Genomic DNA, 18,771 nt, shown 5'->3' with positions numbered 1-18,771 from the left:
AAACCTTATAAATGACTGATTTAATTTTAAAATTTATATCCAATTTTTAAGCCATAGCTGACTGAGTGGTTATCCTTAAACTCACCTACATAATAGTCACTACCCGCCTGTGCGCCAAGCTGAGCTTTTGCATCGCCTAACCAGTAATACTTCACACCGCCAGAAATAAAGTATTGAGATGTCGGGCTATATTGAGCACCCACGCCCAAGTTGTAATATCCCTTAGTTGGGCCACCCGTTGACACTTTATCGCCTGCTCCTGAGTCCCATCCAACTGACACAGAACCTAACCATTTTGGCGAAAAACGTTGTCCTAAACCCAAATTTAAAGACCATTGGTCGTCATAATAACGAACCAAATTAAAACCTTCCGGGCGGCTTGGTGTTGATAGTACGCCAACAACTTTTGAGATCTCACCAAAGCGATAAGGCTGTAGAGCGAGATCACTCCAATTTACCCAGCGTAAACTACCAAATAGTAACGTTCCCTGACGCAGTCCAGTCTGGAACTCCAAATTCACTGAATCAGGAGATTTAAATTTTGTTGTACCTGTATCTTCTTGTTCTGGCAAATTAGCAATAATCTGATTTAAGTAAGCTTTCTTTTGTGGAGTCATCTGACCAATAGAAATCATGTAATCTAGATGCTGATTAACTAAATCACGACCTTGTTGAGTGCTTAACATATCAATGAGTGGGGCATTTTCAGTCGCGTTTACTTTATGGGTAATGGCTGAACGGTAGGTTAATGAGACTTTCACAGCTTTTTCTGGAATTTGGTAAGCAAGTCCTGCTAACCACCCTAAATCACTGACAGTTTTAGTATGAAAGTCATATCCATTATAGAGACTAAATACATTACCCCTTAATTCAACCTGACTTTTAAAAGTTTGATAGACTGGCCCCGCATAAAGATTCCAGTTTTTTGTGGGTTGGTAACCCAAAATGAAGCTTAAATTTTGTATATCAAATTCTGATTTTGCATTTCCTGTAGGAGCATGGCCCAATGTAGCGCTGGCAAGCCCTGTGGTTGTAATTCCAGGTAACATAACGGTATCTTTTGGCGTTGCAACGAAGCCATTTACACCTGAATATTCCGTGTCAGCACCAAAAGGCTGATCATATAACAGACCAAATGAATACTGCGGTGCCAACTGTAGTTTTAACGCTGCCGTAGGCCGATAATCGGTATTGGCGATATCTGAAATTGAATGATGTGAAGGATTGGTACCCGACTCTACACCACTTAAATCGGCATCTGTTATTCCTAAACTTGCTTCAAAATAGTTGCCCGGTTGTAAAAATGCCGCTACAGACTGCCCTGTTTTATCAAATGCAGCAGCATGTAATGTGCTTGTGCAAATCGATGCTATTCCTAAGATAAATATTTTTTTATTCACAACAAAATTCATAGATCCATCCTGGATATTTTTTTATTTTGATTCCTCACTTTATGTAGATTTGAACGATTATGCTTAGCTCAAAACGCCAATAATTTGACCGTAGATGCCATATTGAAAAGTTATAGTTTGTGTAGCTACAACATGGATATTATTTTTCAATCACCCTAAAAACGATTGTTCTTTTAAAATGAGAAGTTATTTTTTTAAGAAACTTTTTTATATATTGCTGTTAATATTAAAACGCATGATAGATTTCCCAATCCTTCATATCTCTATAAATCAAGGATGATGAGCGAATACATTTATTATGGAAATCAAGCAAATAAAGTATTTTTTGACGGTCGTTGAATCAGGCAGTATTGGAAAAGCTGCCCAAAAACTCGATGTGGGTGCTTCGGCAATTAGTCAGCAAATTAGTAAGCTCGAGCAAGAGTTAAGCATTCGCTTATTACAGCGTAATGCTTTTGGTGTGACCCCAACCCCTGCTGGCCTTGCCTTTTTAAAGCACTCTCAACTTATTTTGCGTCAAGTGAACTTCGCCATAGATGCTGCACATTCAGCACGGCTTTCAGGTCATGTCAGCCTTGGTTTTCCACCGACCATTACCGCTTTAATTGGCATCCCTTTAATGAAACTAATGTCTGAACGTTATCCAGACATTCGTTTAGAGATTGTGGAAACCTTGTCGGGGAACCTGATTCAGTCGATTAATTCGCGTCAGCTTGATATTGCCATTATTTTTACCAATGAAATTGATAAACAGTGGTCAATTCAGCCTTTGGTACGCGAACAAATGTATTTAATGGCACGCAAAGAAGTGCTCGAAAAATACGGTCTTAGCGAATGTATTAAAAGCGGAATTATTCAGTCGCATCAAATCGGCGATATTCCTTTAGTGTTGCCACGTCAACGCCATAGCTTAAGGAAACTGCTTGAGCACAAGATTGGACAGCTCAATGTCGTCTATGAAATTGATGGCTTGCATTTGCTTATGGACAGCCTGATTCATCTTGATCTTGCGAGTGTTCGTCCCGGTAGTGCTTGCTTACAAGAGTATAAACACAAGCTGCAATTGCTTAAGGTGGTCGACCCGGAAGTTGAACGAATTAACTATTTGGTGAGCCTTGCCGAAGAAGAATTATCACCTGCCGCACTTGCTGCCAAGTCAGCCATTAAGGCATGTGTGAAAGAGTTGATTCAAAACCAGATTTGGCCATGTTCTGAAATTATTTTATAAAGGGTCATTAATTTTTCTAAATACCTAATTAATTTTCTCCTCTCACTCCCTCCTGCTTTTTAAGATTACATTTTCCTTCGAATGATAAGTGGTTTTCTGTTTATCGAAACATAGATGTGTAGTTTGAACTGGAAACAAGGCATCACATTTTCTACGAAGGACACCTTTAAATCTCATCTCTAACCCATTTCCTATTTAGGTTTATTGATTGAATCAGTTTACGTCCAATCCTTGAAGATCGTGAATGTTTCCATTTTGTTAGGCCAAGGAGGTCTCCAATGGATGTCGTTAATAACCGTAGGGCTACTTTTAAAAAAATATTAAATGTAACGAGTGGCAACTTTTTAGAACAGTACGATTTTTTTCTTTTTGGTTTCTATGCCACCTATATCGCAGCAAAGTTTTTCCATTCTGATAATGAATATGTCTCTTTAATGATGACATTTACCGTGTTTGCTGCGGGTTTTCTTATGCGTCCTCTCGGCGCTATTTTCTTGGGTGCCTATGTCGACAAAGTCGGTCGCCGTAAAGGTTTGATTGTCACTTTAAGTCTTATGGCAATTGGCACCATCTTAATTACCTTTGTGCCAGGTTATGAAACCATTGGTATTATCGCGCCAATTTTGGTGGTGATTGGGCGTCTATTACAAGGCTTCTCGGCAGGTGTTGAATCTGGCGGTGTTTCAATTTACCTCGCTGAAATTGCAACCGATAAAAATCGTGGCTTTATTACTAGCTGGCAGTCTGGTAGCCAACAAATTGCGGTTGTATTTGCGGCCTTACTTGGTTATTGGCTCAACACCATTTTAACTCATGCTCAAGTGGGTGAATGGGGCTGGCGTATTCCGTTCTTAATTGGCTGTTTAATCATTCCTTTAATCTTCTTGTTCCGTCGTACTTTAGAGGAAACTGAAGACTTTAAAGCGCAAAAAACTCATCCATCTTCAAAAGAAATTTTCAGCACACTTGTAAGCAACTGGCGCATTGTACTTGCCGGCATGATGATGAGTGCGATGACTACGACAACTTTCTACTTTATTACGGTTTACACCACGGTGTATGCGAAACGTACTTTAGAAATGTCGGTCACAGACAGCCTTTTAGCAACCGTGTTTGTAGGTTTATCGAATTTCTTCTGGTTACCAATGGGTGGTTTACTTTCCGACAAAATTGGCCGTCGTCCAGTATTAGTGGGTATTACGACACTTGCGATCTTTACCAGCTATCCGGTTTTAAGCTGGTTGGTAAGCGACATTAGCTTCTCAAACCTACTTATTACCCTTGCTTACTTCTCGTTCTTCTTTGGTATGTACAACGGCACTATGGTCGCAACGCTTGCCGAAGTGATGCCAAAACGTGTACGTACCGTTGGCTTCTCTTTAGCATTTAGTCTTGCAGCCGCGATTTTTGGTGGTATGACTCCAATGGCTTGTACCTTCCTTGTCGAAAATACAGGTAATGCAAGCACACCAGCGTTCTGGCTCATGCTCGCTGCGGTATGTAGTCTCATCTCAAGCTTGTATTTATGTCGTGGTTCTAAACAGAAAGACCCTGACGCGATTGCTGAACCTGCAAAGGTTAGCGCTTAAAAACAACTCATTCCTTAACCTGAAATTTTAATAAACAGTACGGCAGATCTTAAGTCTCCGTACTATGCTTTCTTGCAATTCAAGTGAGGCACTATGAAAAAGTCCCCTATCTTCATAACCATTTGCCTAGCTGGTGCAGGCTTAGGTTCTACATTTGCCAATGCAGATACGCTCGAAGTAATTAGCTCAGGCGGTTTCTATTCATCTATGGAAAAACTCATTCCAATATTTGAAAAACAAACTGGTCACACGGTTCACCTCTCATCTGGTTCGTCTATGGGTGAATCACCGACTGCAATTCCAAATCGACTCAATCGTGGTGAACGTTTTGACATTGTTGTGTTGGCTGCTCCTGAACTGAACAAGCTTGCAGAAAAAGGTTATGTAGACTCAAATTCACAAAGTGCTTTAGTCAATTCAAGCATTGGCATGGCTGTGCCTAAAGGTGCACCAAAACCAGATATTAGCTCTGCGGCAAAATTTGAAAAAGTTTTATTAAATGCCAAGCACATAGGCTATTCAGCAAGTGCGAGTGGTACGCATCTTGAAAAAGATGTTTTCCCAAGCTTCCCACCTGTCGAATACAAAGTAATTTCGAGTAAAGCAGAAAAAGTGGTAGGCGACCGCGTTGCAAAACGTATTGCCGAAGGCCAGTTTGATATTGGTTTCCAGCAAATTAGTGAAATCAAACCTTTTACCGGCAAATATGGTCAAGTTGAGTTAGTTGGTCCAATCCCTGCGCCTTACCAAAAGGTTACCGTATTTGCTGCTGGTATTGGTAAAAACTCGGAACATGCAAAAGTCGCAAAAGAGTTAATTAAATTTGTGAAATCGCCTCAAGCGACACAAATTATTGAAGAACAGGGTCTTGAGCAGGTTAAACAATAAAAGCTCTAAAAGGCAGCATTTTGAGAAGATGTTGCCTTTACTCTTTGAACGGTTTACTCAAAGCAATAGAACAAAATGTAGAGTAATAAATCAGTGTAGAATAATTAACAAAGGTCAAAGTAGAATTTGCCGTGGAACTTAAACAATTAAAGTATTTTATTGCAGTGATCGAGTCAGGAAGCTTGGGTAAAGCTGCAAAAAATCTCGATATTGGAACGTCTGCATTAAGTCAGCAAATCTCAAAATTAGAAAGCGAGCTTTCTATTCGCCTTTTACAACGTACTGCTTTGGGTACGGTTCCCACCCCTGCGGGTTTAGCTTTTTTTCAACAGGTTCAACTGGCGCTTAGGCACTTAGACCATGCTGTAGACTCTGCGCACTCCTCACGTTTAAGTGGTCACGTCACCGTCGGTTTTTCACCGAGTGTGGCAGCTGTTATAGGCACGCATTTTTTAAAACTCATGAGAAACCGTTATCCGGACATTAAGGTCCGTTTAATCGAAGGCTTATCGGGTGACCTCAAAGCCTTGGTGAATGCAAGGCAGCTCGATGTGGCTATCATCTTTAGTGACGATGTCGACCCACAGTGGGCCATACAGCCTTTAGTCAAAGAGCAAATGTTTTTAATCTCGCCTAAAGAAGTACTGAGTCAGTACCATCTTGAAAGCTGTATCGATACTCAAACCATTACTCATTCACAGCTTAAAGAACTTCCACTGATTTTACCAAGCCAGCGACATGGACTGCGTTTGTTGCTCGAACAGAAAATTCACCAGCTTAAAGTGGCCTATGAAATTGATGGGCTGCATTTGTTAATGGAAAGCATTAGCCAACTCGAAATGGCAACCATTCAACCTGCGGGTGCATCATTAAACTCAAGGCAAGACTTATGTTTGCTACGCGTTGTAGAACCTGCTATTGAACGTATTAATTATTTAATTAGTCTCTCTGAAGAAGAGCTCTCACCTGCCACCTTAGCCACGAAAGTAGTGATTCGTGCCTGTGTAGCAAACTTGATTAATGAAAAGCACTGGCCCGGTGCGGAACTCATAAACACTTAAGCCATTAGTGTTTATTTTTACTAAACACCCATTCAAGCCTAGCCTCTCACTTCATCTTTCCTTTTGAAGCTACATTAGCCCTAGCTGAGAAAGGGAGAAATCCATGCATGATGTGATTGTAATTGGTGGTGGGAATGCCGCACTATGTGCCGCGCTCACAGCAAAAGAAAGTGGTGCTTCTGTACTGATAATAGAAGCAGCGCCCAAAGAGTGGCGTGGTGGTAACTCCCAACACACTCGTAACCTTCGCTGCATGCATGATGCTCCTCAAGACGTATTGGTCGATGCTTATCCCGAAGAAGAATATTGGCAAGACCTACTTAAAGTGACTGCGGGCAAAACCAATGAACATTTAGCTCGTCTCGTCATTCGTAGCACGGCGACCTGCCGCGACTGGATGCGTAAACATGGGGTGAATTTTCAGCCACCGCTATCGGGTGCTTTGCATGTTGCACGTACCAATGCCTTTTTTATGGGTGGCGGTAAAGCCCTCATTAATGCGTATTACCGAAGTGCTCAAGAGCTTGGCATCGAGATTTTATACAACACAAAAATTAAAGATCTAAAGTTAAACCAAGGACATTTTGAAGCTGCAATTGCTGAAGATGGACGTGTATTTAAAGCAAAAAGCTGTGTATTGGCCGCAGGTGGTTTTGAGTCAAATCTCGAATGGTTAAGAGAAGCATGGGGACAAAATGAAAACGGCGAATGGCCTGCCGATAATTTCATTATTCGCGGAACCCGCTTTAATCAGGGCAATTTACTCAAATTTATGATAGATCAAGGCGCCGATATTATTGGTGACCCATCACAATCACATTGCGTCGCTGTAGATGCAAGAGCACCGTTATATGATGGCGGCATCTGCACTCGTATTGACTGCGTTTCCTTGGGGATTGTGGTCAATAACAAAGCTGAACGTTTTTACGATGAAGGCGAAGACTTCTGGCCAAAACGTTATGCGATTTGGGGCCGTCTTGTTGCTAAACAACCCCAGCAAATTGCTTATTCGATTATTGATTCAAAAGCCATTGGTCGCTTTATGCCACCTGTATTTGCTGGCGTAAAAGCAAATAGCATTCAAGAGTTAGCCGAAAAAATCGGGCTAGATGCCAAAACCTTATGCCATACCGTAGAAGAATTTAATCAAGCCTGTGTGCAAGGCACCTTTAACCATACTGTTTTAGATGACTGCACCACCGAAAATATTGTTCCCAACAAAACTCATTGGGCCGTTCCTCTCGACCAGCCACCCTTCTATGCCTATGCCCTTAAACCCGGCATTACCTTTACCTATTTAGGTTTAAAAGTCGAAGATGATGCTGCTGTGCGTTTTAACAATAAAGCTAGCCGCAACCTGTTTGTCGCAGGTGAAATGATGGCAGGTAACGTACTTGGTCAGGGTTATACCGCAGGTGTCGGCATGTCGATCGGAACGACGTTTGGTCGAATTGCCGGAAAAAATGCCGCCCACTATGCACTTTCACAAGGAGTTGAACATGAATGCTAATAGCAAAGCCCTAATTCCAGTTGTTCAGCTCTCTGACCATGAGCAAGAAGTTCAAAGAGCCCTACAGATTTGTAATGCTTGTCGCTACTGTGAGTCATTTTGCGCTGTTTTTGCGGCCATGACCAAACGTCTTGAGTTTAACCAAGCCGATATTCATTACCTCGCAAACCTGTGCCATAACTGTGGTGCGTGTTTACACGCTTGCCAATATGCCCCACCACATGAGTTTGGCGTAAACATTCCTAAAGCGATGGCGCAAGTACGTTTAGAAACTTACCAAGAATTTGCTACACCTCAGCCTTTAGGTCGACTTTATAAGTCTGTAGGTATTCCTTTTGTCTCGGTATTAACACTCATTTTCTTTTTTTGCATGTTAGCTGTGGTGTGGTACAAAGGTACCGACCTGTTTGCAGGCTATCAAGGTAATTTCTATGCGATTTTCCCGCATAACTTTTTAGCGCTACTGTTTGGAGCGACCTTTACAGTTGCGGTTGTTTTGCTCGGCATTGGAATTAGCAAATTCTGGCGACAAACCTCTAAAGTCATTCATGGCAAAGTTGAGAAACCCGATCTGGTTCAAGCTACCCAAAACGTATTAACACTTAAATATTTAGATGGTGGACATGGTAAAGGCTGTAATGAGCAAGATGACCGTTACACACAAATCCGCCGAGTGTTCCATCATCTGACGTTTTATGGCTTTATGCTCTGCTTTGCAGCTACGGGTGTAGCGACTTTATATCACTATTTTCTTGACCTACACGCACCTTATCCTTACCTAAGCTTACCTGTGATTTTAGGCACTTTGGGTGGAATTGGCTTAGTTGTTGGACCATCTGGCCTGCTCTATTTAAATCTTAAACGTCATCCGTTGCATGGTGACCGTGAGCAAAAACCTGTAGATCGAGGCTTTATTTTCCTTCTACTTATCGTTAGCGCTTCAGGGTTAGCACTCATGGCATTTCGCAATACCCCTTACATGGCACTTTTACTGATTTTCCATTTAGCCACAGTCATGACATTCTTTATTACCATGCCATTTGGAAAGTTCGCACATGGTTTTTACCGCAGTGCTTCTTTACTCAAATTTGCCATCGAAGAACGTATTTCTAAGAAGTCATAATTTCATTCAAAAGTATTCACTATCTTGGCATAGTGAATACTTTTATTATTTTTAAGCTCAAAACATTTCATACCGTCCCTACTTTTTACTATTTAAAATTCCTAAGCCATACATCGGCCATTTCGTACTCGCTTTAATATTATTAATGAGCATCGCCACTAAAACTAAAGACACTGCACCGACCAAAACAGGGAAAATTAAGAAACTCCACTCATAATGTATGCTGCTTGCGGTAAGCAAAATAACTAAAGGATTGGCCCCAGCAGGTGGATGAACGCATTTAAAAACCTGCATGAGCGCAATTGCACAGCCCACTGAAAAAGCAATTGTAAAAATGGAAACACCGACAAATTTTAAAAAAAACAAACCCACAAAAGCCGAGATAAGATGCCCAAATATAATATTTCTGGGCTGTGCCAAAGGTGACTGCGACACGGTATAGAGCAATACACAGGTTGCACCAAACGGGGCCATGATAAAGATATTGTGTGTGAGCTTACTCAACCACAACAGTATAAAAATACTGAGCGTCCCCCCAACAAGGCTTCTTAAGACATCAACTTTAGTGGGCGACGGAGCCAGTTTTTCTTTGCCATAAAAGATCGAGAACATGGTTTTATTCCTTAAACAGACATTGCTTTTTAAAAAGCATATAGATAAAATTTCAAATAGTACAGATCTGTACTATTTTATTTTTTGGAAAAGACACATGTCAAAATCTGCCTTAAAAATATTAGATACAGCCGAGAAGTTATTTAATGAAAATAGTTTTGTCGGGGTTGGCGTTGACCTGATTCGCGATGAATCTGGCTGCTCTAAAACCACCATGTACACGTACTATAAAAATAAAAATCAATTGGTTAAGTCTGTGCTCGTTGCACGTGATGAGCGATTCAAGCAAAGCCTTTTGAGCTATGTTGGAGATGCAACAGGGTTAGAGGCCATCAATAAAATTCTGGATTGGCACACCAACTGGTTTAGACAAGATTTTTTTAAAGGCTGTTTATTTGTAAGAGCAGTCGCAGAATCTAACCAAAATGATCAAGACATCATTTCGATTTCAAAAGCCCATAAACAATGGATTAAAGAACTCATCGCCGCAAACTGCAATATGCCGAATGGTGAAGCTTTATCTGAGCTGATCTATACGGTGATTGAAGGGCTCATTAGCCGCTTTTTAGTCGATGGTTTCGATGAAACACTTGCGATAAACATGAAAAATTCGATTAATCAATTATTTAATATTAACCAAAATTTATAATTGCAGCCCTAGAGCTGCAATTGAATAGATGAGATTTTGATTAAGCAATTTTCCCATCAATAATGCCTTTCTCTTTTAACGCAGCAAGCTCTTCTGCTGTTTTAAATCTCGATAAGATTTGAGCAGTATGTTCACCTAGTTCTGGTGGTGCATGATGATATTCAACTGGAGTATCAGACAGTTTGATGGGTGAGCCAATGGTTTGGAAGTTTTCATTTAAACGATGAGGAATATTGACCACCAAATTACGATGCACGATTTGTGGTTCAGCCAAAGCATCTTCAATAGAATTGATAACACCTACGGGTACTTTAAGTGCATGAATCCTCTCGACCCACTCTTTAGCAGTTTTCTGCAAAAAGTGTTCCGACAATAAAGGAATCAGTTCATTTCGATATTTTACGCGGTCTTGGTTGCGCACAAACTTTTCATTTTCGATCAACTCTGGATAACCAATCGCAATACACAAATCTTTAAACTGTTTGTCGTTGCCACAAGCAATAATAAATTCTTTATCTTTAGCCTTAAAAGTTTGATACGGCACAATACTTGGGTGTTGATTACCCATGCGTTGTGGCGCTTTACCTGAAGCTAAATAATTCATTCCCTGATTTGCCAATGCCGCGACCTGTACATCAAGGAGTGACATATCAATATACTGACCGCGTCCTGTGTGTGAGCGTGCAATCAGTGCCGCTTGAATGGCAATGGTGGAATACAATCCAGTTTGAATATCTACCACAGCCACTCCAACTTTTTGTGCACCACCACCTGCCACATCATCAGGCTCACCGGTAATGCTCATTAAGCCTGACATACCCTGAATAATAAAATCATAGCCGGGCTCTTCTGCACGTGGGCCATCTTGCCCAAAACCGGTAATCGAGCAATAAACAATATTTGGGTTTAACTCACTTAATGACGCGTAGTCCAAACCATATTTAGCCAAAGACCCTGTCTTATAATTTTCAATCACGACATCGGCAGTCTTGGCAATTTCATAAATTAAAGCCTGACCTTCGGGTGTGGTTATGTCTACCGCAACCGAATATTTATTGCGGTTGGTACACTGAAAATAGCCAGATTCACGAGTCATGTTTCCGTCTTGATCGGACATCCATGGTGGTCCCCACATACGGGTGTCATCACCGACTCGAGGACGTTCAATTTTAATCACTTCCGCGCCAAGGTCTGCCAAGATCTGTCCGCACCAAGGCCCTGCAAGCACACGACTTAAATCTAAAACCCGAATTCCTTGTAATGCACCCATAACGATACCCTTATCTTTTTAGAAGGTACTCAGAGCACCTTCCTGTCATTGTTTATGATTGTTTTTGCGGATCGTATTGACGATCTTTAATAAATAAGCCTGGCAATACACCCGCAACAAAATACGCAGCGCCCATGACAATAAAGGCCATAGTAAACGTACCGCCCGATGCCAGGAATCCAATGGTGGCTGGTACAATCGCTGCCCCGACACGACCAATGTTATAGGCACCGCCAATGGCTGTTCCGCGCACGTCGGTTGAAAAACTTTCAGCCATATAAGTCGCATTCACACCGTATGGAATGCCATATAAGAAGCCAAAAGTGATCAATAAATACAAAATGTTGTCAGGGGTATTGAAGAAAATAATGATTGGCAAGAACACGGCGCTGGCAATTGTTCCAAACACAAAAACAGCACGGCGGTTAAATTTGTCAGCAAGATAACCCGCTAAAATTTTGCCTAGAATCATTGCAGTATATGAACCCACCATATAACTGGTTAAGTTTTTAAAGTTCATATGCACTTCTGTTTCTAAATAACTTGGCATCCAGTTGTTAATGCCGTAATAACCAAACTGTAAGAAAAATGCTGTGGTCATCCACAACAAAAACATTTTACGGTGCTTAAAGTTATTAAAAATTTGTTCATAAATACTGCTACTTTTTGGCTTTTCAGCCACCACTCTTTCTTTAGGCTGTCTGTTGCCTTGTAAGCTTTCAATTTTGGTGAGCTGCCAAGATTTTGGCTCTGGTACAAATCGTTGCAGGAAAATATTAACAAAAGCAGGCACCACTGTCAGGAAGAACAAAACACGCCAGCCATAATCTGGAATAATTGCACCAGCTAATAACGTTGCAGCAATATAACCTACGGTCTGACCAGTCTGTAATGTGCCCAAGACCGTTGTACGGTAAGTAGTTGGCACATATTCAGCCATTAAGGTATTACACGCCATATAGAGTGCTCCGATTCCTAAAGCACCTATAAAACGTAGAGCCATAAATTGCTCGAAGCTTTGCGTAAAGCCTAACAAACAAGTCGCTACAGAAAAGAAAGTCACCGAGTTGGCAATGGTTCGTACACGGCCAAACTTGTCACATGCCCAGCCACCCAAAATACCGCCAATACCCATACCTGCTAAAGAAGCACTGCCTAATGCACCAGCCTGAAAGGTACTTAAACCAAACTCTGCCTTTAAACTGGTCAAGCTATAAGATAGCAGCATAATATCAATGCCATCGACCACCATCGCAAAATAGGCAAATAACAACGCCCATTTCCATGTATGAGGTCCAATCCTTTCGTATGTTCCAAGGTTACTTGGAAATGTATTTCTTAATTCTTTCGATATTACTTGAACGTCATTGTTCATCTTTAGTTCCTCATTTTCCCAAATGAGTCATCGGTAGCTTACTTATGTTTTCTGCATAACTTAATCTTATATATTTTCAATACCTTACATTTTGTTTTAAGTACACAGAGGCACATCTTCACATGAGTATCCTTACGATGAATCTTGTCATTTTCCATAAATTTTTGCGTAAAAAACCCTAAAGGTGCTCCCGAAAGAACACCTCTACCTTTAAAAATGAATGAGTTAGTTACTAAATGCGGCTATGCCTGTTTGTGCACGACCTAAAATCAAGGCATGAACGTCATGTGTGCCTTCATAGGTATTTACGACTTCAAGATTGACCAAATGACGTGCCACACCAAACTCGTCACTAATGCCGTTTCCACCCATCATGTCACGTGCCATACGAGCAATATCAAGCGCCTTTCCACAGTTATTGCGCTTAATTAGGGATGTGCCTTCAACTGATGCAATACCTTCATCTTTCATACGGCCAAAACGTAAAGCCACTTGCAAACCTAATGCAATTTCAGTTTGCATATCTGCCAGTTTCTTTTGAATTAACTGATTTGCAGCTAACGGGCGACCAAATTGTTTACGGTCCATGGTGTATTGATGTGCAGTATGCCAGCAGAACTCGGCCGCCCCCATTGCGCCCCATGCAATACCATAACGCGCACTGTTCAAACAGGTAAATGGGCCTTTTAAACCTCGAATTTCAGGGAATGCATTTTCTTCAGGTACAAATACGTTATCCATCACGATTTCACCCGTAATCGAGGCACGTAAACCGACCTTGCCATGAATTGCGGGTGCAGATAGGCCTTTCCAGCCCTTTTCTAAAATGAAGCCGCGAATATCACCGACATTGCCTTCAGCAGAAACTTCTTTTGCCCAGACTACAAATACATCGGCAATCGGGCTATTGGTAATCCACATTTTTGCGCCAGTTAAACGGTAACCACCTTCAACTTTTTTAGCACGTGTAATCATACTGCCCGGATCTGAACCATGGTCAGGTTCGGTCAAACCAAAACAACCAATGTATTCACCAGTAGCCAGTTTAGGTAAGTACTTCTGCTTTTGCTCTTCAGTACCAAATTCATGAATCGGAACCATGACCAATGAGCTTTGCACGCTCGCCATAGAGCGGTAGCCCGAGTCGACATATTCAATTTCACGCGCAACCAAACCATAACTCACATAGTTCAAACCCGCGCCGCCATATTGCTCAGGAATGGTTGGGCCAAGTAAGCCAAGCTCTCCCATTTCACGGAAAATAGATGGATCTGTTGTTTCATGACGGAATTGTTCAAGTACACGGGGCTGCAAGCGTTCTTGGCAATAGGCATGAGCTGCATCACGAATCATGCGCTCATCTTCGGTAAGCTGTTGCTCAATTAAAAATGGGTCTTGCCAGTTAAATTGAACTTTTGCTTTTTTTGTTGTCACCATGTGATTCATCGCATCCTCTGCTTGATTTGATCTTCTTTATTTAACTCGATGTTATGCGTGAAAAATGCAGTAATCAAACGATAAATGTTCATGCAGATATGCGACTTACGCATATTTAAAATGGGTCGCATTAAATTTAACTATTTAATTGGTTGTATTTCATTAAAAATGGCTTATTTTTATACTAAACTCGGATATCTGCATTTAGGTCATATGCTGTTTTGAAATATGATGACAAATAAAAGGATTTGTTTATGCGAAGAAGTATCCCGTCCATTCAGGGTCTAATTTGCTTTGAAAGTGCAGCAAAACATCTAAGTTATACCTATGCTGCGCAAGAGTTATGTATTACCCAAAGTGCAGTCTCGCGCCAAATTCAGCAATTAGAAGATTTCTTGGGCGTTGAACTCTTTATACGTACTCGGCATGGTGTTGAACTCACCATTGCAGGACAACAATATTTTAAAAGCATTAAACCCTATTTATTGGGTTTAGAAAAATGTACAGCCGATGTGATTTCTCATAAGGGTTTAGGTGGCACACTAAAATTAGGTGTGGTTCCTACCTTTGCAACACGTTGGCTATTACCCAAGCTCCATCTTTTAAATCAAAAACACCCGGAAATTACGGTTCATTTAGAAACCAGTACCAAGCCCTTTTTATTTAATGACAATATTTTTGATGCTGCTATTTTTGCAGGTACGCAGCAGCAAATTGACCATTGGCCCGGCATACAAGCACATTATTTAATGGATGAAGAAATTGTACCTGTGTGCTCACCAAGACTAATCGAAAAGTATTTTCCAAATGCTGTGATGATCAATGAAAATACCTATGATCTAAGTCCTGAAGATTTACTGAAAATTCCCCTACTGCAACAAACCACTCGGCCTAGCATTTGGCAAGAATGGTTTCTAACTCATCACATGCAGCACCCTAAGCCTTTTGATGGACAGCGCCATGAGTTATTTTCGATGCTTGCCGTTGCTGCCAGTCATGACATGGGAATGGCTTTAATTCCACAAATGTTGATTGAGTCTGAACTACAAAAAAAGGAACTGGTGATTGTTTCCAATAAAAAATTAAAAGGCAGCCGAAAGTACTACCTCATCCATTCGAGCCAAGACATCTCACCGACTATTCAAAAATTTGTTGAGTGGATTTACCAAGAACTAGAACAACTAAAAAGTAATACAAATTAGCTAAGTTACTTTGTGCGATCTATACGCATAAAAAAAGATTGTGATTGATGAGATCACAACCTTTTAGTTAAGCATAGATTACTTTGAATTAATGACTCATCAATTGAATATCTGAACCACTACGTTTTGGGTCAATCAAAATTTTGGCATGCTGTTCAGGATCACGTAATGCCTCAAATGCATTGGTAACTCCTTCTAGGCCAACAACACCCGTAATGAGCGGTGAACAGTTCACTTTCCCTTCTGCAATCATGTGTAGCGCATCTCTAAACTCAAGCGGTGTATAGCCCAACACAAACTGAATTTCTAACTCTTTATTAATTGCAAGTGCTGGTTCTATTTTGTCACTTTGCATGCACACGCCTACCCCAACAATTCGAGAAAACAAAGGTGCACCTTCAATAATTTGCTGCAAAACGCCCGGTACGCCCACACACTCAAAAATAACAGGACGTTTTGGTAGAGCGCCCAATTTATCAATCATGCGCCATCCATGCCACCACGGTAAGCGTGTCGCTTGCAACTTATCAAACAACCCCATGCCCATGTTAATGGCATCAGAAACATTGCCAAGCAAACCAAACTCCTTCCAGTTGGCAAATGGCGATGTCTCTTTAGGGTCTACCACAATATCCGCACCACATTGCTCGGCAAGCTTACGTCGGTTTGGAGAAAAGTCACTGGCAACTACGGTTTTAACCCCAGCAGCTTTAAGCATTAATATGACACCTAGCCCGACAGGACCACAGCCAATCACAATCGCAGGTTCACTTGTTTTTACACGGCTACGGCGAACAGCATGCAATGCAACCGCCATAGGTTCGGTCATGGCAGCACTATCCGCATCTAGACCGTTGGGTACTTCAAACATCAAGCTTGATTGAGCCAATACTTGCTCGGCATAGCCACCCGAAGCATTTGGGGAAAGCCCTGTAGACAAATAACCATGCTGATCTACATTCAAAAGCGGCATTGCGCAAACGAGTGTATCCGCTTTAAATTTATGGCGTGTTTTTGGACCGTAGTCTAAAACCTTGCCGCAAAACTCATGTCCAAGTACAAATGGGTCTGTAGACTTCGCTAAACCATTAAACCCGACACGTGCAGCCAAATCATGCATGTGGTCGCAGTGATGCTGCATATGTAAATCTGAACCACAGATCCCACATCGCACCACTTCCAATAAAACTTGTCCTTTTGCAGGTGTTAAGTTCGGTTGGTCCACTACTTGCAATGTTGTTTGATGACAAAGTACCGACTTCATTTGAGTGCTTCCTATTTCTTCTTTTTCATTTACTTGCCAGAAATAGATTTCTACAGATAAATTAATCGCTTTATCGGTTTGGTCTTTAGCAAGCCTTTATTCATCTTTACAAGTAAAAGGCAAAATACCAATGGCCATTCTTCAGCCAATCCACTCTTAAAGAGTCAACAGACAAACAGGCTCTGCGAAATTAAAAACAATAAAAATCTTGGTGCTTGTATCTTACACAGACTGTGTTGTCTTCTTAGGCCAGAACAATGTCATCAAAATTAAAACTTATACAAATATAGTAATTTCAAAAAACTCAACTCAACCATTTTCACAAAAACATAGCAAAACCAAACTTTTATCAGTGCATCTAAACAGGCATGATGAATTGATGCAAACAGATAAGAAGAAATCTATGATTACAAAAACGCTCCCGCTTACAGATATACACCGCCACCTTGATGGCAACATCCGCATTCAAACCATTTTAGAGTTGGGGCAACAATACAATTTAGATTTGCCTGCTTACGACATTGAATCTTTACGACCACACGTACAAGTGATGGATAACCAACCCGACTTATTAAGTTTTTTATCGAAGCTCGATTGGGGCGTAAAGGTATTAGCGAGCCTAGATGCCTGCAAACGTATTGCTTTTGAAAACATGCAGGATGCAGCACAGCAAGGCCTAGACTATGTAGAACTACGTTTTTCACCAGGTTACATGGGTATGACCCATCAACTCCCACTTGAAGGCGTTGTTGAAGCAGTTATTGCTGGAGTAAAAGAAGGCAGTCAGGCGTACGGCGTAAAAGCGAATTTAATTGGCATTATGAGTCGTACTTTTGGCCAAGAAGCCTGTGAAAAAGAGTTAAATGCTCTACTCGCCCATAAAAATGATATTAAAGCGCTGGATCTCGCTGGAGATGAGCTTGGTTTTCCGGGCAATTTATTTATTGATCATTTTAAAAAAGCACGTGATGCGGGTTGGCACATTACCGTACATGCGGGCGAAGCTGCCGGCCCAGAAAGTATTTGGCAAGCCATTGAAGAATTAGGTGCTGAACGAATTGGACATGGTGTTAAAGCAGTTCAAGATTTAAAACTTCTAGATTATTTGGCTAAACACCAGATTGGTATTGAATCTTGTCTCACCTCAAATATTCAAACCAACACAGTGCCTTCTTTAGCAGAGCATCCATTAAAGACTTTTTTAGAACATGGTGTGCTTGCTACCATTAATACGGATGACCCAGCAGTAGAAGGCATTGAGATACAGCATGAATATTTAACTGCTGCCCCACTAGCAGGTTTAAGCCCTGAGCAAATTTATACAGCTCAAGAAAATGGACTAAAAATCGCATTTTTATCAGAACAAGAAAAAGATGAGTTAAGACAGAAATATCAATAGCAGCGAACAGCGAACAGCGAACAGCGAACAGCGAACAGCGAACAGCGAACAGCGAACAGCGAACAGCGAACAGCGAACAGAGCTTATATAAATAAGTTCAGATATTGGAGCAATTTGGAATTAAAATTTTATTATAGAAAACAAAAAAAATTCCTTCTATCCATAAGATCAGAAGAAATGATTTTAATATATGGGATATTTTAGAAAGCTTAAACGCTTTTAAATATGGTCGGAGCAGTAGGATTCGAACCTACGACCCCCTGGTCCCAAACCAGGTGCACTACCAGGCTGTGCTATGCTCCGAAATTGGGGTGAATGACGGGATTCGAACCCGCGACAACTGGAATCACAATCCAGGGCTCTACCAACTGAGCTACATCCACCATCAAATAAGTTCTACGTACCAAGCTACCAAATGGCGCGCCTGACAGGATTCGAACCTGTGACCATCCGCTTAGAAGGCGGATGCTCTATCCAACTGAGCTACAGGCGCTTAACCGATGATACTTATCATGCGATACTTCGCCGATCTTAAAATATTCTTTTAAGTGGTCGGAGCAGTAGGATTCGAACCTACGACCCCCTGGTCCCAAACCAGGTGCACTACCAGGCTGTGCTATGCTCCGATCTATCTCAGCTTTTGCTGTATCGCACATCGTGCGGTACGGTGTGCATTCTAGGCGCGACGCCCTCAGACGTCAACACCTATTGTCAAAAAAAGTTAAAAATCCTTATCAAATGTATATTTAACA

General features: G+C 41.3%; 15 protein-coding genes and 4 tRNA genes. 9 read left to right on the top strand and 10 right to left on the bottom strand.

Annotation, left to right across the window (positions count from 1 at the left end; genetic code table 11):
- Window positions 1-26 precede the first annotated feature (26 nt).
- On the bottom strand, window positions 27-1,412 hold the full coding sequence (locus MKL62_RS00710; protein ID WP_005129569.1) for an outer membrane protein transport protein: 1,386 nt from the start codon (window positions 1,410-1,412) through the stop codon (window positions 27-29).
- Between the two features lie 298 nt (window positions 1,413-1,710).
- On the opposite strand from MKL62_RS00710, the gene MKL62_RS00705 reads away from it, so the two are divergent.
- The 6 genes from MKL62_RS00705 (at window position 1,711) to tcuB (ending at window position 8,811) form a co-directional block, all read left to right on the top strand.
- Window positions 1,711-2,640 carry a LysR family transcriptional regulator gene (locus MKL62_RS00705; RefSeq protein WP_005129570.1) on the top strand — a complete coding sequence of 310 codons (930 nt, stop codon included), beginning with the start codon at window positions 1,711-1,713 and terminating at the stop codon, window positions 2,638-2,640.
- 278 nt (window positions 2,641-2,918) lie between these two features.
- Window positions 2,919-4,229 carry an MFS transporter gene (locus tag MKL62_RS00700; protein ID WP_000383636.1) on the top strand — a complete coding sequence of 437 codons (1,311 nt, stop codon included), beginning with the start codon at window positions 2,919-2,921 and terminating at the stop codon, window positions 4,227-4,229.
- 93 nt (window positions 4,230-4,322) lie between these two features.
- Window positions 4,323-5,117 carry a substrate-binding domain-containing protein gene (locus MKL62_RS00695; protein ID WP_000749502.1) on the top strand — a complete coding sequence of 265 codons (795 nt, stop codon included), beginning with the start codon at window positions 4,323-4,325 and terminating at the stop codon, window positions 5,115-5,117.
- Window positions 5,118-5,248: 131 nt separating this feature from the next.
- Complete coding sequence (locus MKL62_RS00690) at window positions 5,249-6,178, top strand: LysR family transcriptional regulator (protein WP_005129571.1); 930 nt, start codon at window positions 5,249-5,251, stop codon at window positions 6,176-6,178.
- A 103-nt stretch (window positions 6,179-6,281) separates the two neighbouring features.
- Window positions 6,282-7,688, top strand: a complete 1,407-nt coding sequence (gene tcuA, locus MKL62_RS00685; RefSeq protein ID WP_005129572.1) for an FAD-dependent tricarballylate dehydrogenase TcuA — start codon at window positions 6,282-6,284, stop codon at window positions 7,686-7,688.
- Window positions 7,678-8,811, top strand: coding sequence for a tricarballylate utilization 4Fe-4S protein TcuB (gene tcuB / locus MKL62_RS00680; protein WP_005129577.1), 1,134 nt, complete (start codon window positions 7,678-7,680; stop codon window positions 8,809-8,811). Before tcuA ends, tcuB begins: the two co-directional genes overlap by 11 nt.
- A gap of 78 nt (window positions 8,812-8,889) precedes the next feature.
- Here tcuB and MKL62_RS00675 read toward each other — a convergent pair whose 3' ends face one another.
- Window positions 8,890-9,423 (bottom strand): HPP family protein, encoded by a 534-nt coding sequence (locus MKL62_RS00675; protein WP_005129579.1) that lies wholly within the window; start codon window positions 9,421-9,423, stop codon window positions 8,890-8,892.
- Between the two features lie 97 nt (window positions 9,424-9,520).
- Here MKL62_RS00675 and MKL62_RS00670 point away from each other — a divergent pair, with 97 nt between their 5' ends.
- Complete coding sequence (locus MKL62_RS00670; protein ID WP_005129580.1) at window positions 9,521-10,072, top strand: TetR/AcrR family transcriptional regulator; 552 nt, start codon at window positions 9,521-9,523, stop codon at window positions 10,070-10,072.
- 40 nt (window positions 10,073-10,112) lie between these two features.
- Here MKL62_RS00670 and MKL62_RS00665 read toward each other — a convergent pair whose 3' ends face one another.
- The 3 genes from MKL62_RS00665 to MKL62_RS00655 form a co-directional block, all read right to left on the bottom strand.
- Window positions 10,113-11,342, bottom strand: a complete 1,230-nt coding sequence (locus tag MKL62_RS00665) for a CaiB/BaiF CoA transferase family protein (protein ID WP_005129581.1) — start codon at window positions 11,340-11,342, stop codon at window positions 10,113-10,115.
- A gap of 52 nt (window positions 11,343-11,394) precedes the next feature.
- The gene (locus MKL62_RS00660; protein ID WP_005129582.1) at window positions 11,395-12,717 is read right to left on the bottom strand and encodes an MFS transporter; all 1,323 of its coding nucleotides are present in this window, start codon (window positions 12,715-12,717) and stop codon (window positions 11,395-11,397) included.
- A gap of 225 nt (window positions 12,718-12,942) precedes the next feature.
- A complete protein-coding gene (locus MKL62_RS00655) occupies window positions 12,943-14,163 on the bottom strand; it encodes an acyl-CoA dehydrogenase (protein WP_005129583.1) in 1,221 nt (406 codons plus the stop codon).
- A gap of 245 nt (window positions 14,164-14,408) precedes the next feature.
- Between MKL62_RS00655 and MKL62_RS00650 the strand changes: the two genes are divergently transcribed.
- Window positions 14,409-15,356, top strand: coding sequence for a LysR substrate-binding domain-containing protein (locus MKL62_RS00650; protein WP_002124034.1), 948 nt, complete (start codon window positions 14,409-14,411; stop codon window positions 15,354-15,356).
- An 88-nt stretch (window positions 15,357-15,444) separates the two neighbouring features.
- On the opposite strand, the gene MKL62_RS00645 is transcribed toward MKL62_RS00650, so the two are convergent.
- Window positions 15,445-16,620, bottom strand: a complete 1,176-nt coding sequence (locus MKL62_RS00645) for a zinc-binding dehydrogenase (protein WP_000843800.1) — start codon at window positions 16,618-16,620, stop codon at window positions 15,445-15,447.
- Between the two features lie 403 nt (window positions 16,621-17,023).
- Here MKL62_RS00645 and add point away from each other — a divergent pair, with 403 nt between their 5' ends.
- A complete protein-coding gene (add, locus tag MKL62_RS00640) occupies window positions 17,024-18,019 on the top strand; it encodes an adenosine deaminase (RefSeq protein WP_000629044.1) in 996 nt (331 codons plus the stop codon).
- A 226-nt stretch (window positions 18,020-18,245) separates the two neighbouring features.
- Here the strand turns inward: add and MKL62_RS00635 are convergent.
- The 4 genes from MKL62_RS00635 to MKL62_RS00620 all read right to left on the bottom strand — a co-directional run bounded on the left by MKL62_RS00635 (window position 18,246) and on the right by MKL62_RS00620 (window position 18,645).
- Window positions 18,246-18,322: transfer RNA gene (locus MKL62_RS00635), tRNA-Pro, on the bottom strand.
- Between the two features lie 4 nt (window positions 18,323-18,326).
- Window positions 18,327-18,402: transfer RNA gene (locus MKL62_RS00630), tRNA-His, on the bottom strand.
- Between the two features lie 33 nt (window positions 18,403-18,435).
- Window positions 18,436-18,512 (bottom strand) — tRNA-Arg (locus tag MKL62_RS00625).
- Window positions 18,513-18,568: 56 nt separating this feature from the next.
- Window positions 18,569-18,645, bottom strand: a tRNA-Pro gene (locus MKL62_RS00620).
- Window positions 18,646-18,771: the final 126 nt, after the last annotated feature.

Source organism: Acinetobacter sp. AOR01_HL (assembly GCF_027855455.1).
Lineage (GTDB): Bacteria > Pseudomonadota > Gammaproteobacteria > Pseudomonadales > Moraxellaceae > Acinetobacter > Acinetobacter baumannii.
Note: the sequence above shows the minus strand (reverse complement) of the source record. Positions and strands in the feature narration are given on the sequence as shown.

Bases quoted from the DNA above. Each gene is read 5' to 3' on its own strand.
- MKL62_RS00710 (WP_005129569.1), bottom strand. From the start codon at position 1,412: ATGAATTTTGTTGTGAATAAAAAAATATTTATCTTAGGAATAGCATCG.
- MKL62_RS00705 (WP_005129570.1), top strand. From the start codon at position 1,711: ATGGAAATCAAGCAAATAAAGTATTTTTTGACGGTCGTTGAATCAGGC.
- MKL62_RS00700 (WP_000383636.1), top strand. From the start codon at position 2,919: ATGGATGTCGTTAATAACCGTAGGGCTACTTTTAAAAAAATATTAAAT.
- MKL62_RS00695 (WP_000749502.1), top strand. From the start codon at position 4,323: ATGAAAAAGTCCCCTATCTTCATAACCATTTGCCTAGCTGGTGCAGGC.
- tcuA (WP_005129572.1), top strand. From the start codon at position 6,282: ATGCATGATGTGATTGTAATTGGTGGTGGGAATGCCGCACTATGTGCC.
- tcuB (WP_005129577.1), top strand. From the start codon at position 7,678: ATGAATGCTAATAGCAAAGCCCTAATTCCAGTTGTTCAGCTCTCTGAC.
- MKL62_RS00675 (WP_005129579.1), bottom strand. From the start codon at position 9,423: ATGTTCTCGATCTTTTATGGCAAAGAAAAACTGGCTCCGTCGCCCACT.
- MKL62_RS00670 (WP_005129580.1), top strand. From the start codon at position 9,521: ATGTCAAAATCTGCCTTAAAAATATTAGATACAGCCGAGAAGTTATTT.
- MKL62_RS00665 (WP_005129581.1), bottom strand. From the start codon at position 11,342: ATGGGTGCATTACAAGGAATTCGGGTTTTAGATTTAAGTCGTGTGCTT.
- MKL62_RS00660 (WP_005129582.1), bottom strand. From the start codon at position 12,717: ATGAACAATGACGTTCAAGTAATATCGAAAGAATTAAGAAATACATTT.
- MKL62_RS00655 (WP_005129583.1), bottom strand. From the start codon at position 14,163: ATGAATCACATGGTGACAACAAAAAAAGCAAAAGTTCAATTTAACTGG.
- MKL62_RS00650 (WP_002124034.1), top strand. From the start codon at position 14,409: ATGCGAAGAAGTATCCCGTCCATTCAGGGTCTAATTTGCTTTGAAAGT.
- MKL62_RS00645 (WP_000843800.1), bottom strand. From the start codon at position 16,620: ATGAAGTCGGTACTTTGTCATCAAACAACATTGCAAGTAGTGGACCAA.
- add (WP_000629044.1), top strand. From the start codon at position 17,024: ATGATTACAAAAACGCTCCCGCTTACAGATATACACCGCCACCTTGAT.